This is a genomic window from Brevibacterium sp. CCUG 69071, assembly GCF_021023135.1.
Taxonomy (GTDB): domain Bacteria; phylum Actinomycetota; class Actinomycetes; order Actinomycetales; family Brevibacteriaceae; genus Brevibacterium.
The window spans coordinates 136,336-151,014 of the sequence record NZ_PGFV01000002.1; the positions used below are offsets into that span (position 1 = coordinate 136,336).

11 protein-coding genes are annotated in these 14,679 nt (G+C 68.0%); 5 read left to right on the forward strand and 6 right to left on the reverse strand.

The genetic code is table 11. The features are described 5' to 3' along the window. Positions 1-139 precede the first annotated feature (139 nt). Both cysS and rlmB read left to right on the forward strand, forming a co-directional pair. Positions 140-1,594, forward strand: a complete 1,455-nt coding sequence (gene cysS, locus CV023_RS05875; RefSeq protein ID WP_230744535.1) for a cysteine--tRNA ligase — start codon at positions 140-142, stop codon at positions 1,592-1,594. A gap of 54 nt (positions 1,595-1,648) precedes the next feature. Then, the gene (gene rlmB, locus CV023_RS05880) at positions 1,649-2,584 is read left to right on the forward strand and encodes a 23S rRNA (guanosine(2251)-2'-O)-methyltransferase RlmB (protein ID WP_230744536.1); all 936 of its coding nucleotides are present in this window, start codon (positions 1,649-1,651) and stop codon (positions 2,582-2,584) included. 105 nt (positions 2,585-2,689) lie between these two features. On the opposite strand, the gene CV023_RS05885 is transcribed toward rlmB, so the two are convergent. From CV023_RS05885 to CV023_RS05900, 4 genes are all read right to left on the reverse strand, one after another. Next, positions 2,690-4,183 carry an amino acid permease gene (locus CV023_RS05885; protein ID WP_230744537.1) on the reverse strand — a complete coding sequence of 498 codons (1,494 nt, stop codon included), beginning with the start codon at positions 4,181-4,183 and terminating at the stop codon, positions 2,690-2,692. Positions 4,184-4,349: 166 nt separating this feature from the next. After that, positions 4,350-5,198, reverse strand: coding sequence for an SDR family NAD(P)-dependent oxidoreductase (locus tag CV023_RS05890; protein WP_230745168.1), 849 nt, complete (start codon positions 5,196-5,198; stop codon positions 4,350-4,352). Positions 5,199-5,425: 227 nt separating this feature from the next. Then, complete coding sequence (locus CV023_RS05895; RefSeq protein WP_230744538.1) at positions 5,426-6,730, reverse strand: DUF4032 domain-containing protein; 1,305 nt, start codon at positions 6,728-6,730, stop codon at positions 5,426-5,428. Between the two features lie 3 nt (positions 6,731-6,733). Beyond that, positions 6,734-7,513 carry an ABC transporter ATP-binding protein gene (locus CV023_RS05900; protein ID WP_230744539.1) on the reverse strand — a complete coding sequence of 260 codons (780 nt, stop codon included), beginning with the start codon at positions 7,511-7,513 and terminating at the stop codon, positions 6,734-6,736. A 164-nt stretch (positions 7,514-7,677) separates the two neighbouring features. On the opposite strand from CV023_RS05900, the gene CV023_RS05905 reads away from it, so the two are divergent. Together CV023_RS05905 and CV023_RS05910 are read left to right on the forward strand one after the other, a co-directional pair. Next, entirely contained in the window at positions 7,678-8,658 is a 981-nt protein-coding gene (locus CV023_RS05905; RefSeq protein ID WP_230744540.1) for a LacI family DNA-binding transcriptional regulator, read from the forward strand. A gap of 26 nt (positions 8,659-8,684) precedes the next feature. Then, positions 8,685-9,719, forward strand: coding sequence for a substrate-binding domain-containing protein (locus CV023_RS05910; protein WP_230744541.1), 1,035 nt, complete (start codon positions 8,685-8,687; stop codon positions 9,717-9,719). A gap of 173 nt (positions 9,720-9,892) precedes the next feature. On the opposite strand, the gene otsB is transcribed toward CV023_RS05910, so the two are convergent. Both otsB and CV023_RS05920 read right to left on the reverse strand, forming a co-directional pair. Continuing rightward, a complete protein-coding gene (gene otsB, locus CV023_RS05915; RefSeq protein ID WP_230744542.1) occupies positions 9,893-10,807 on the reverse strand; it encodes a trehalose-phosphatase in 915 nt (304 codons plus the stop codon). A gap of 9 nt (positions 10,808-10,816) precedes the next feature. After that, complete coding sequence (locus CV023_RS05920) at positions 10,817-12,472, reverse strand: alpha,alpha-trehalose-phosphate synthase (UDP-forming) (protein WP_230744543.1); 1,656 nt, start codon at positions 12,470-12,472, stop codon at positions 10,817-10,819. 65 nt (positions 12,473-12,537) lie between these two features. On the opposite strand from CV023_RS05920, the gene CV023_RS05925 reads away from it, so the two are divergent. Beyond that, positions 12,538-14,592: a serine/threonine protein kinase gene (locus CV023_RS05925; RefSeq protein ID WP_230745169.1), complete on the forward strand. Its 2,055-nt coding sequence runs from the start codon at positions 12,538-12,540 to the stop codon at positions 14,590-14,592. Positions 14,593-14,679: the final 87 nt, after the last annotated feature.

The following is a 14,679-nucleotide window of genomic DNA, read 5'->3' on the forward strand; positions in this document are numbered from 1 at the left end:
CGCAGACGCCTGCTGTGTGCTGAGTCCACTTTACTGGGAACTCGCTGTGCAATGTGCCGCGCATCACGTGAGCTGCGTAACAGTCTGGTATCGGATTGCCTGGCGATCATCGCTTGGGCGTGCCCGGTAGACTGAGCATGTGACTATCTCGCTCTACAACACGGCCAGCCGCACGACCGAACAGCTGCGCCCCGTCACCGACGGGCACGTGGGGATCTACGTCTGTGGTGCCACGGTGCAGGGCGAACCCCATATCGGTCACCTGCGCTCGGCGTCGGTCTTCGACCAGCTGCGTCGCTGGCTGCTCTACCGCGGCTATTCGGTGACCCTGATCCGCAACGTCACCGACATCGACGACAAGATCCTGTCGAAGTCCGTCGAAGAGGGCAGGCCCTGGTTCGCCCACGCCTTCATCTACGAACGAGCCTTCACCTCGGCGTATCAGGCTCTCGACGTACTGCCGCCGAGCTATGAACCCCGGGCCACAGGCCACATCACGGAGATGATCGAACTCATCGGGCGACTCATCGAGTCCGGTCATGCCTATCCCGCACTCGACGACAGCGGAGATGTGTACTTCTCGGCCGCCTCGTGGGCGGACTACGGGGAACTGACGAACCAGAAGCTCGAGGACATGGCGCCGGCCGACGACTCTGAGCTGCGTGGGAAGAAGGACGCCCGGGACTTCGCCCTGTGGAAGGGGCACAAGTCCGGGGAACCGGAGACCGCCTCGTGGCCGGCTCCCTGGGGTCGGGGTCGGCCCGGCTGGCACATCGAATGCTCGGCGATGTCGACGAAGTACCTCGGGTCCCACTTCGACATCCACGGCGGCGGACTCGATCTGCGCTTCCCGCACCACGAGAACGAGATCGCCCAGTCCCGCGCCGCGGGTGACGCCTTCGCGAACATCTGGATGCACTCGGGTCTGCTCAACGTCGGCGGCGACAAGATGTCGAAGTCCCTGGGCAACTCGATCTTCGCCTCGGACCTGTTCGCGCGCTTCAGCCCGCTGGCCGTCCGCTACTTCCTCACGGGAGCCAGCTACCGCTCGATCCTCGAATTCTCACCCGAGGCGATGGAGCGCTCGGCCGCGTCGCTGGAGCGGCTGACGAACTTCCTGCAGCGGGCCCGGCAGGCCCTCGGCGCATCGGCACCGGCGCTGCCGGATGTCGGCCAGGCGTATGCGGATCGCAGCGTCGACGTGCCGGACGAGTTCGCGGCCGCACTCGACGACGACCTCGGTGTGCCCAAGGCGCTGTCCGTGGTCTTCGCCTCCGTGAGCGAGGGCGCGAAGCTCCTCGATTCCGGCACCGACCGCCAAGGTCTGGCCAAGATCGTGGCCGAGGTCGAACTCATGCTCGACATCCTCGGCGTCAATCCCAGCGCCGAGGCGTGGGCCGGATCCGGCTCCGACGCGGCCACCGAAGCGGCGCTCGAGGCCCTCGTCGACGCTCTGGCGACCAAACGCACCGAGGCGAAGGCGGCCAAGGACTACGCCGCCGCCGATGCCATCCGCGACGACCTCGCCGCGGCCGGCGTCGTCATCGAGGACACGGCCGACGGGTACCGCTACCACCTCGGCGCAGGCAACTGATTTTCCGGGCCCCGGGCACCGGCCCGCGGCCACCAACGCACTCGAAGGAATCACATGGCTTCCAACCCCCGCTCCGGCGGCTCCAAGAAGGGCCCGACCAAGGGCTCCGGCGGAAAGAACAAGCGCGGTCTGCGCGGCAAGGGCCCCACGCCCAAGGCCGAGGACCGGGTCTATCACAAGGCGCACAAGACGGCGAACCAGAAGAACGCCGCTGCCGCCGCGCAGGCGAAGCGCCGAAAGAAGGAGCTCGGGTCGAACGTCGTGGCCGGCCGCAACTCCGTGCTCGAGGCCCTGCGCGAAGGCGTGCCCGCCACCGCGATGTACGTGGCCGGTCGCATCGACTCCGATGACCGCGTCCGCGAATCGATCACCCTGGCCACGCAGCGCGGAATCTCGATGCTCGAGGCCAGCAAGCCCGACCTCGACCGGCTCACCGATGACGCGATCCATCAGGGCATCGCCCTGCAGATCCCGCCCTACCAGTACTCCGAGCCCGCGGACCTGCTCGAGGTCGCCGTGGACCGGGGAGAGGCGCCGCTGATCGTGGCGCTCGACGGGATCACCGATCCGCGCAACCTCGGCGCGATCGTCCGCTCGACCGCTGCCTTCGGCGGTCACGGCGTGATCATTCCCGAACGCCGGGCCGCCTCGATGACGGCCGCGGCCTGGAAGACCTCCGCCGGTGCGGCGGCCCGGACCAAGGTCGCGCAGGTCGTCAACCTGGCGCGGACGATCGACGAGCTGAAGAAGCAGAACGTGTTCGTCGTCGGCCTCGACATGGATGGCGACGTCGATCTGCCGGGGCTGAGCTTCAGCCGCGACCCGCTGTGCATCGTCGTCGGCTCCGAGGGCAAGGGACTCTCTCGCCTCATCGCCGAGAAGTGCGACCAGATCGTGTCGATCCCGATCGCCGCGTCCACGGAGTCGCTCAACGCAGGCATCGCCGCGGCCGTGTCCCTCTACGAGGTCGCCCGCGCCCGCCGCCCCTGACCCTGGCCCCGAGCGCCCAGAACTACCTGGGGGCCCAGCAACGTCGCGCGACGTTGCTGGGCCCCCAGGTAGTTCTCGGGGAGGGGGTGAGAGGCCGGGTGCGGCTCAGGTGTCGACGCTGCTGCGGTAGTCCGACTCGCTGAGCGCGCCGACGCGGGAGTGGCGACGGCTGTAGCCGAAGTAGATGAGTGCGCCGACGACCATCCACAGGCCGAACACCGCCCAGGTGGTGCCGCTGAGGTTGACCATGAGGAACGCGCACGCCAGAGCCCCGAGGATCGGGATCACCCGACCGAAGGGGACCTTGAACGACCGTTCGAGGTCGGGGCGCTTGACCCGCAGGTAGATGACGGCGATGTTGACGAGGCAGAAGGCGAAGAGGGTGCCGATGCTCGTAGCATTCGCCAACTCGCCGAGCGGGATGAGAGCGGCCGTGATCGCGACCAGCCCGCCGGTGATGAGGGTCCCGGCCAGAGGCGTGCCCGTGCGCGGGGAGACGATGCCGAAGATGCGCGGGACCATGCCGTCGCGTGACATCGTCAGCAGGATGCGCGACTGTCCGTAGAGGACGGTGATGACGACGGAGAAGATTGCGAGCACGGCCGCGGCGGAGAAGATGAAGACCGCGAGGTTCGAGCCGGTGATCTCGTGGATGATCTGGACCAGGGGAGCTTTGGAATCGGAGAACCACTCCCACTCCCTGGCGCCGATCGCGGCGATGGCCACGAGCACGTACATCGAGGTCACGATCACCATCGAGAGGATGATCGCGCGCGGCAGATCCCGTTTCGGGTTCTTCGCCTCCTCACCAGCGGTTGAGGCCGCATCGAAGCCGATGTAGGAGAAGAACACGCTCGAGGCGGCCGCGGTGACGCCGGCGGCCCCCATCGGCAGCAGCGGTTCGAAGTGTCCGGCCTTGAACGCGGTGAAGGCGACGATCGCGAAGAAGACGAGGATGCCCAGCTTGACGAAGACGATGATCGTGTTGACCACCCCGGACTCCTTGGCCCCGCGCATGAGCAGAACGGTGGCGAGCACGATGACGATGAGCGCGGAGAGGTTGATGACTCCTCCGGGGCTCTCGGGCAGCCCGGGACCCGAGGTCAGCGAGGGCGGCAGCGAGAGTCCGAAGATCCGCAGCGTCTCATTGACGTAGTCGGCGGCGCCGACGGCCACGGCCGCGACCGAGACAGCGTATTCGAGGACGAGGCACCACCCGCAGACCCAGGCCACCCCTTCGCCGAGCGTGGCATAGGAATAGGAGTAGCTCGACCCCGAGACGGGCACCATTCCGGCCATCTCCGCATAGCTGACCGCCGAAAGCAGGGCCGTGATGCCGGCGAGGATGAACGCCAGCCACACGGCGGGACCGGCGATCGGCACCGCCTCGCCGAGGATGACGAGGATGCCGGTGCCCAGAGTCGCCCCGACGCTGATCATGGTCAGCTGGAAGACCCCGAAGGTGCGGCGCAGACCCTGCGACTCCGAGTCCCTGGTGTCCTTGATCATGCTGGAGATCGATTTTCGACGACCCAGCTGACGGGCGAAGCCCGGCCTTTCGCTCGCGGATCCTGGGGTCGGAGAGTCTGGTGCGGTCATAGAGATATTGTCGCACGCGCCCTTGAGGCGTGGTCGGGCTTCTTCAGCCCCCGCCGAGGTTGGGGTGAGGTCCCGCGCCGCCGAAGCGGGCCCGCCTCAGCAGATCGAACTCGGCAGATCAATCCCCACAGATCGAGCCCCGCAGTTCGAACAAGTCAGCTCGAACTCAGACGTCCGGAGTGAACCGTCCGTCGTGGGCCATCCAGCCGCCGTCGACGAGCTGCGAGTGGCCGGTGACGTAGCTCGAGGCGTCGGAGGCGAGGAACAGCACCGGTCCGGCGATCTCGTGCAGGGTGCCCCACCGGCCCAGTGCGGTCTTGTCCGCATAGGCGCCCCACCACCGGCCGTCGGCCTTGATCTGCTGGGTCAGAGGTGTGTCGAAGGGGCCGGGCAGGATCGCGTTGACGCGCACGCCCCGCGGTCCGAGCTCGCTGGCCATGGTCTTCGTCAGCTGCACGACCCCGGCCTTGGCCGCAGCGTAGAGTCCCTGCCCGGCTTCGATCGTCAGCGCGCGGAAAGAGGAGTAGGTGACGATGGAGCCGCGACCGCGCTCGGCCATTTCGGTGCCGAAGCCGCGCATCAGCCGGTACGTGCCCTTGAGGTTGATGTCGATGACCTTGTCGAACTCCTCGTCGGTGGTGTTCGTCAGGCGCTTGCGCACGTTCGCCCCGGGAGTGATGACGAGGACCTGCGCCTCGGGGTGGGCGGCGACGAGCGCATCGACCGAAGCCGAGTCCGTGATGTCGACCCGGGCGGCCTCGGCCACGGCGCCGGTTCCGGCGCTCGCACCGGTTCCGGCGCCAGCTCCACCCGCAGCTCGGCGGTCCGCGATCAGCCGGACGGTCGCCTCGGCGCCTTCGACATTGAGGTCGGCGGCGATGACGTGGGCACCGGCGTCGGCGAGGCCGAGCGCGCTCGCCTGCCCGAGTCCGGAGCCGGCACCGACGACGACGGCGGTGCGGCCGCTGAGATCGAACAGGGAGGGAATCGAAGGGTTGTGCTCATTCGTCGGCATCGAGTTCGGTGTTGAAGACGACGCGGCTGTCGAATCAGATGCGGTGGTCGAGTTCGGTGAGGAATCCTGGGGGACGTGCGACATCGGAGGTCCTTCCGGGTGACGGGATCGGTGATCGTCATGGGCGTGACCGGGCGGCTCGCCCCATTGAGATCAAAGGTATGCCCGCCGAGGCGGTCCCGGCCCGCCTGTTCCACGTCGTGGACTGCGGGCTCAGACCCGCAGCCTCAGAACTGCTTGCTGTCGACGTAGCGGGATTCGTCGGGCAGGTTGGCCAGGTAGTCGACGATGAAGTACGCGATCGCCTCCATCGTCGGGATGTCGCGCTGCCGGGCCCGAGACATGACCCGACGATGTTCGACGAATTCGTAGAAGATCTGCCCGGGCTCGAGCTTGTGCGTGAGGTGCTCGGGAATCGCCTGGATCAGCGGTTTGTAGACCTCTTCGAGCCACTTCCGCGCCGCCTCCGCCTCGCCGAGCTCCGCCGAGTCCTCACCCGTGGCCTCCGCCGACTCCGCGAATTCGGGGGCCGAACGGTACGAGTCGAGGTCGTTGAGCATGGTCCGCGCCTGGTTCTCGTTCGCCCCGATACCGGTCAGGCGCAGCAGCCTGCGGGAATGGTGGTTCGGCTCGACGACCTTCGGCTCGACGAGCAGGCTGACCCCGTCGAGGTCGGTCGTCACGGTCAGCTCACCGAGGTCGAAGCCCAGGTCGTTGAGGCGGCGGATGCGCTCGTCGATGCGCCAGCGCTCGTTGACGCTGAACTCCTCGACCCGGGTGAGCTCGGTCCACAGCCCCTCATAGGACTCGCACAGTCGCTGCCCCGCGGCAAGCGGATCGATCGCAGGATCGATGAGACCGGCGGCCTGCAGATCGAGGAAGTCTCCGGCGATGTTCGTCCGCGCGATGCGCAGATCCATCTGCCGCTGCCCGTCCGAGAGCTGATCGTGCAGCTCGCCGGTCTCGGCGTCGACGACATAGGCGGCATAGGCGTCGGCATCGCGGCGGAACAGGGTGTTCGACAGCGATACATCGCCCCAGTAGAAGCCGACGAGGTGGAGCCTGGCCAGAAGCACGGCAAGAGCATCGACGAGGCGGCCCCCGGTGTCCTGAGCGAGATCCCGGGAGAACAGGGCCCGGTAGGGCAGGGAGAAATCGAGATAGGCCGTGATCAACGCTCCCGGCAGAGCCTCCCCCGAGGCGGACCTCCGGTCGGTGACATAGGCGCGGGCCGCGACGGTGGGGACGTCGAGATTCTCGAGCACGCCGAGGATGTCGAATTCGCGCAGGGCCTGCCGGTTCTCGGTCTCCTTGATTGCGAGCACCTCATCGCCGATCTCGACGTAGCGCACGATGTGGCGGGAGATGCCTCGGGGCAGTCCGCCGAGCAGATCCTCCGGCCAGTCGCTGAGCGGAAGATGCCAGGGCAGCTCGGCCAGCGCGGAGTGCTCCGCAGTGCGCACCGCCTGGATCCGCGGCGCCGGGATCTCAGCCGAGGTCGCTGCCTCGGCGGGCGACGGGACCTCGGACACCGCTCAGGATTCCCCGTCGGCGATCGAGGCCACGAGCGCCTCGGCGACTTCGGGTTTCTCCACCCCGACCAGGCGGCCGTGGTCGAGGAAGGCGATCCGGTCGCCGAGGACCTTCGCATCCTCGAGGTCGGAGGTGGCGTAGAGGGTGGTCAGTGCGAACTCCTGCTGCAGGTCCTTGACCAGGGCAAGGGTCTCGGCCTTGTGCTCGGGCACGAGGTTGACCACGGGTTCGTCCATGATCAGGACCTTGGGTCGTCGCACCACGGCCCGGGCCAGGGCGATGGTCTGACGCTGGAGCTGGGAGAGGTCGCCGGGAACGGAGTCGAGGAAGTCTCGCAGGCCGATCTTCGAGGTCACCGACTCGACTCTCTCGGCGATCTCCTCGGCGGGCAGACCGTCGACGCGCAGGGCGAAGCCGAGGTTGTCGCGCACACTCATATGCGGGTAGAGCGCATAGCTCTCGAGGGCGAGGGTGACATCGCGATCGTTGACCGCGGCGTGGGTGACGTCGACCCCGTCGATGAGGATGGTTCCCGACTTCGGCGCTTCGAGCCCGTGGAGCATGCGCAGAATCGTCGACTTGCCGGATCCCGATGGACCGTAGAGGACGAGGAACTCGCCGTCGTCGATGAAGAGGTTGAAAGGATGCACGGAATCGGACGCGGTGTTCTCGTAGGCGTGACTGAGGCCATTCAACGACACTGTTGACATGTTTCCTCCTAAGTAGTTCATGTAGTTCATGAGCAGCTGGTCGTCGGCGACCTGGCGGGGATGCTCAGTCACCTTCATCCTAAGCGCACCGAGGCGTTCACCGACATCCTATTCGACACAGCGTAGAGTGATTCTCAGCACTGTGTCAGTGCGCAGGTGCACAGCTGAGTGCGGGCTGGGCGGGACGCCCGGCCGCAGTGCCCCACACCTGCGCGCCCACCGATAGACTTCCCGGTATGAAGGTCACGCTCGACGATGTCGCCGCCCATGCGGGAGTCTCCCTGGCGACCGTCTCGCGTGTGCTCGGCCGTCGCGGGGCCGTCGCCGAGGTGACACGGACCAAGGTGCTGACGGCGATGGACGAGCTCGGCTACGCGCGTTCGACGCTGCTCCATGAAGCGCCGAGGCGGTTGGTCGCTGTCGGTGCCCCCGGCAATCCCGAGCATTGGCAGGTCCAGGTCTGCACCCGGGTGGCCACGGCCCTGCAGGACCACGGCCTGCTCATCACCCGACCACCCGTGGAGACCGAACCGGAACCCCTCGAGGTCGCGGTCCGGGCCGGTGCCGTCGCCCTCGTCACCCCGACCCTGACGAGTCTGCACACGACGATCCCCTGCATCCGCGTCGACGAGCAGTCCGCGGTGGGCGACGAGGATGCCAGCGGCGACATCATCGCCGCCCGCCTCGACCTCGGCGGGGGAATGACCACGGCCTTCGAGCACCTGCAGGCGATCGGACACCGTCGCATCGGTCTGATCTGCAACGACAGCGGGGAACTCGCGGTCCAGCTGATCCGCCGCTTCCGGGCCGAGCATCCGGCGCGCAACCTCGGTGTCCGGCTCGATGACTGGATCGCCCAGGTTCCCAAGTCCTTCTCCGGCGGTTCGCGGGCGGTGCTCGACCTCAAGGATGCGACCTGCACCGCGGTCATCGTCCAGTCGGCCCTGCAGCTGCACGGGGCGCTGCACGGCCTGCGCAACCGGCACCTCCAGGTTCCGCGGGACATGTCGGTCGTCGGCTTCGGCGACGCTCCGACGATGAAGTTCACAGGTCCGCCGGCCACGGTCCTCGGCCTCGATGTCGATGGACTCTCGAACGCCCTCGTCGGGGCGACCCTGCAGACGCTGCGCATCTCCTCGACCGGACTGCCCTCGGTTCCACCGGTCTTCCGCCCGCGGCTGATCGCCCGGACCTCGACGGCGGCGGCCCGACAGTGAGCGAACACAGTGAGCGAGCCCAGACAATGAGCGAGCACAGGCACGTCGGACTCGCCGACATCGCCGCGACGGCTGGGGTCTCGAAGGCCACGGCCTCGCGGGCGCTGCGCGATCACACCTCCGTCTCGCCGACCTCTCTGGCGAAGGTCAGACAGGCCCTGGCGATCCTCGGGGTGGAAGGAGAACCTTGGGAGACTCCGCGAGCGGACACGGCTACGATCGCGCTCATCAAACCCGCAGTGGGCTCGGGCAACGTCGATCCCTATGTGCGCCTGTCCGAGATCCTGACGAACCGGATGTTCTCCTCCCGCATCGCCGTCGTCCATGTCGAGGCGCAGCTCGAACGTGTCGAGGCCCTCGCCGAGTCCCTGTTGGAGACGGGCGTGGGCGGGCCGAGCGTGGCCGGAGCGATCGTCGTCGGTGGGGGAGCGGCCGGCGTGCTCGCCGGAGTGCTGGACGAGCGCGGACTGCCCTTGATCAGGATCTCGAATGCCCGGCACGAGGATGGGATCTCACGGATCTACCTTGACGCCACCGGGGGCATCGACACCGCCGTCCAGCACCTCGTCCACCTCGGCCACCGGCGCATCGGTCTGGCGGTGCTCGCCGATTCGGCGGCGCCGGCCCGGATCGCGGGTTTCCGCAAGTCGATGGCCGGCGTCCTCCACATTCCGGCCACCCGCGATCAGGCCCCCGTCGTCGAAGCCGCGGGGGGAGCGATGGCCGGCGTCGCCGCCGCCGAGGAGCTGCTCGACATGCGCTGCACCGCGGTCATCGCCTGCGCGCCTTCGCTGTCCTTCGGGATCCTCGAGGCGGCGCAGAGGCTGCGCCTTGAAGTGCCGCGCGATCTGTCCCTGCTCACCGTCGGCGATGTGCCCGACGCCGATGTCATCGCCCCGCCGCTGTCTCAGGTCAGCTACGACTGGAACACTGTCGCGCAGTCGGCGATCGATGAGATGCGCACGATGATCGAGGCCGGCCCCGAACCCGCGCACATCGACTACACCGTCGCCCCGGATCTCGTGCTGCGCGCCAGCGCGGTGCCCCCGCAACGACGCTGAGGGCTGTGTCGCGCATTGACCCGTGAAGGCCGTGCCCCGCAGTGACGCTGCGGGTTGTGCCTCCGCAACGATGGTGAGGTCCGTGCCCCCCGCAGCGACGCTGAGGGCTGTGCCCTTGCACTGACGGTGAAGGCCGGCGCCGAGGCGGGGGACCGGCCGATTCAGGTGCGCGGTCAGGAATCGTCTGCGCTGCGGCGCTGCGCGGAAAGACGTTGTGCTGCGAGACGCTGCTTAGCGAGGCGGGCCAGCAGTGCGGCGACCGCATCCGGATCCGCGATCCGCACGGGTGCCCGGGTCGGAGCCGGGCCGACCTTGACGCCCAGCACTGCCGCCGGGTGGTCGGCGGAGAGCCTCTCGAGTTCGGCGAAGGCGTCCTCATCGGTGACATCGTCGCCGAAGTAGGCCACCGCGGTCGCCGCCTCGGCGGTCATGAGCTCGCGCAGTCCGTCGCCCTTCGTCGCCTGCTTGACGGCGAGTTCAGTGATGTCGTGGCCTTCGATGACACGGATGTCGGGGAACTCCTGCTGCACGGCGACGGCGTGCTCGTGGAGAGCGGAGGCGAATGCGGCGTCGAAGCCGCGCGTGTGCACGGTCCGCGAATAGGGCTTCCTCTCGACCCTGAACCCGGTGGCCGAGGGTGCCTCGGCGGCCTCGACGGGCAGTGTGTGTGCGAATGAATCGAGGTGGTCATCGATCGCTGAGAGCATCGACCTCTCCGCGGCCGTGAGCTCGGGGGAACGGGCGGCGGTGCCGAGGTCCACCTCGGCGCCGTGGGAGCCGACGATCCAGACGTCCTCTGGGGGCGCGGTCAGCCTGCGCAGAGTCGCGATGTCGCGACCGGAGACCAGGGCCACTCGGGTGCCGGGGATCGAGCTCAGCGCCGCGATCGCCGCGGCGGACTCAGGCAGGATCCGGGAGGTCTCGGGGTCGTCCTGCAGGGGCGCGAGGACCCCGTCGAAGTCGAGGGCGATGAGGACCCGCTCTGCGGTGACGAGCTCACGCAGATCCACCTCGGCGGGGTTGGTGAAACCGGGAGACTGGGTGGCCGGTGGGCAGGCAGGCGGAGAGGAAGTCGGATCCGAGGTCACGTGGGGCTCCTATCGAGCGGCAGAGGTATCGGAGGACGAGGCGCGGTCGGAGTCTGAAGGGCGCTGGGCGGTCGCAGCGTCGGCGTTCGCGGGGCGCTCGGAGTCTGCAGGACCCTCGGAGTTCGCGGCACGGTCGGAGGGAGTCGCGGGCCGGTCGGGGGCGGTCGTCGTCCTGTCCGGCAGGGCCGTGGGCCGGTCGGGAATGACAGCCTCGGGGTTCGTGCGGATCGCGTCGAGCTCGGCGAGGAAGGTCTTCGACCACAGGCTGACGGTGTCCGTGGCGATCTTCTTGCGCATCTGCTTCATCCGCCGCGACCGGGTCTTCTCGTCCATCTGCACGGCCTCGAGGATGCCCGCCTTGAGGTTGCCGATGTCGTGCGGGTTGACCATCACGGCGCCCTTGAGCTGCTCGGCGGCGCCGGTGAATTCGGAGAGCACGAGTGCGCCGTCGTCACGGCGGCGGCACGCGACGTACTCCTTGGCCACGAGGTTCATGCCGTCGCGCAGCGCGGTGACGAGCATGACGTCGGCGGCGAGGAAGAAGGCCGTCATCTCATCGCGCGGATAGGAATGGTGGAGGTAGCGGACCGCGATGGAGCCGACATCGGCCTGTTCGCCGTTGATCCGCCCGACCGCGAGCTCGACGTCGTGCCGGATGATCTTGTACTGCTCAAGCCGCTCACGAGAGGGCGTCGCGATCTGGATGAGCACGATGTCCTCGACATCGAGCCGCCCCTCGGCCAGCAGCTCGCCGAAGGCCTTGAGCCGATGCCGGATGCCCTTCGTGTAGTCCATCCGATCCACGCCGAGGAGGATGACCTTGGGATCGCCGACCTCCTCGCGGATCTGCCGGGCCCGCTCGATGATCTTCGGATCCCGAGCGAGCTCCTCGAGATAGGGAGTGTCGATCGAGATCGGGAACGCCTCGGCGCGGACCAGATGGGGCGGGAGGAAGTCCCCGGCCGGCACCGAGACCGTCGACCCCTTGGTCGTGAAGTTCAGTCGAGCCCGCACGGCTCGGCGGAAGTTCGCCGCATCGGCAGGCCGTTGGAAGCCGATGAGATCGGCGCCGAGGAGGCCGCGGAGGATGTCATCACGCCAGGGCAGCTGGGCGAAGAGTTCGAAGGGAGGGAAGGGGATGTGGTTGAAAAAGCCGATCGCCAGGTCTGGGCGCATCCGCCGAACCATCTGCGGGACCAGCTGAAGCTGATAATCGTGGATCCACACGGTCGCGGACTCTGCGGCCACCTCGGCGACCTTGGCCGCGAAGCGCTCATTGACCCGCACATACGCATCCCACCAGGTGCGGTGGTACTCGGGCGGGACGATGACGTCGTGGTAGAGAGGCCACAGTGTGGCGTTGGAGAACCCTTCGTAATACCTGAGGACATCCTCATTTGTCAGGGTCACCGGGATGAGGTGCATGCCGTCGATCGTGAAGGGGTCGAAATCGACGTCCGGCACCCCGGTCCACCCGATCCAGGCACCCTCCTGAGCCTTCATCACCGGAGCCACCGCAGTGACCAAACCTCCAGGTGAGGTGCGCCACCCCTGGTTCGGATCCGAAGCATCGCGATCGACGGGAAGGCGGTTGGCGACGACGACGAAATCACTGTCACCATATGGGGAATCGGTGCTCGGCGCGGCAGAGTCGACGGTGTTCATCTGCGCCTCCTCCTGTGTCGGTCCTTGGAATGAACTGTACCCGCTCGACTAGGCTGTGACAGGTGATGGTTCAGGATCTGGGAGGCTACCGCCTCATCGAGGAGCTCGGCTCGGGCGGCATGGGTGTCGTCTATCTCGGTGTCGACGGCGGAAACAACCCCGTGGCCGTCAAGGTCCTCCACCCCCACATCGCCAATGACGAGACCGCTCGCAAACGCCTCGCGCGCGAGGTGCGCACGCTGCGGAGGATCAAGCACCCTCGCATCGCCGAGGTCCTCGACGCCGAACTCGACTCCGCGCAGCCCTTCATCATCACCGAGTTCGTCGACGGTCAGACGCTGTCCGACGATGTGCGGGAGAACGGGCCCTTCGCCGAGGACGAGCTCGTCCACTTCGGCCACGCCCTCCTCGACTCCCTCAACGCCGTCCACGAGTCCGGCGTCATCCACCGTGACCTCAAACCTGCGAACGTGATGATCATGGACGGCGAGCCGATGGTCATCGACTTCGGCATCGCCCAGGTCGCCGACGAGGTGCGGGTCACCGCGACCGGCCTCGTCATGGGCACTCCCGGCTACCTCTCACCCGAGATCGCCGATGGGAAGACCTCGAGCGAGAAGACCGACTGGTGGGGGTGGGCCGCGACCATGGCCTTCGCCGCCACCGGCCGCAACCCCTATGGCTCCGGTCCTCTCGAGGCGGTGCTGGGACGGGTCGCGATGGGCAAGTTCGACCTCGACGGGGCTCCGCGGAACTTCGTCCCCCTGCTGGGAGCGTGCCTCGACCCCAAGCCCGAACGTCGTCCCAGCGGGCAGATGATCCTCGACGCCCTCGTCGACATCGAGTCCGGGCGTCCCCCGCAGCTCGGAGCCGGCTCGTCATCCGGTGCGGCGGCCAGAGGCGCCGACGGCCAGCGCCGATCGCCGAGCGGAACCGCCGTCATGCCCGCCGTGGATGAAGGCATGGCCCCGGGCGGTCAGGCTGCCGGTCACGGTGCCCTGCGCGGTGACTATCCCAGCTCGGGCTATCCGGGTGCGGCACGACCGACCGCCGGAGGCTCTGCGGGGGGCGGGCATGCCGGCTCGCATCCGGGGCACTACGGTGCTCAGGATCAGTACGGCGTTCAGGGCCAGGGCTCTCAGGGTCAGGGCTTCGCGCCGGGCGGACAGAGCTATGCGCAGTCGGGGCAGACTTTCGCACAGCCGAACCAGCCGAACCAGCCGAACCAGCCGGGTCAGGCCGGTCCGGTCTCCGGACCTCCGCTGAATCGGGCAACCGCGCCGCCCTTGGGCAATCCCAATGGAGGCATCCAGGCCGCTCCGGGGTCGCCGATGGCCGGAGCCGACCTCGGCGGGGCCGGATTCGTGCAGGCGAGCCCGGGCGGTCATCAGGGCGGGGCGCTGAGCAGGCCCGGCGATCCCGGAACGCTCTCCGGGGCGCAGCCCGGGCAGGGGATGCAGCCCGGCGGACCGGGCACGCAGCCCGGTCAGTTCGGCCAGCCGGGCTATGGCTGGATGCCGCTGACCTATCGCACCATTCGCACCGGCGGGTGGGTGGTCTTCTCACTCATCGTGCTGGCGGTGGCGATCATGCCGCTGAGCCCGCTGGTCATCTGCGCCTTCACTCTCGTGTGGTCGGTCTTCGCCCGGACGGGGACGCGCCTGGACCGGAAGGTGCAGAAGCATCGGTACGAACGCGGGCTCGAGGGCGGAGGATTCGGGCGGACGCTCGCCTCGGCGCCGGGTGCCCTGCTTGCCTCGGCGCTGACCTCGATCGCCTCCTTCATCCTCCCGGCGATCGCGGGAATCGCGATGCTCGTGCTCACCCGACTCGACATCGCGGGCATCGTGCCCGGTGACTTCTCCGAGCAGTGGTCGGTGTGGGCCGCCGGTGCCGCCGGTGCCCTCGTCCTGTGGGTGGGGCCGGGTGCGGCCAGTCTGCGCTTCGGCTCGAAGCTCCTGGTCTCCGGCGCCACGCGCAACCAGCTGGGACGGCTCATCGCCCTCGCGGCGACCGCGCTGCTCATCATCATCGGTCTCATGGTCATCCAGAGCGGAGCGAACATGACCTGGTGGCCGCTGACGATCAATCCCTTCAACTACCTGCCCGGACCGGTGTGAGCGTGCCTGCCGCGGTGCCGCCAGGGCCTCGCGGCGACGTCGCGTTCGCTCAACGAAGACGCGTGGTCGAACGCTTATGTAATTGAA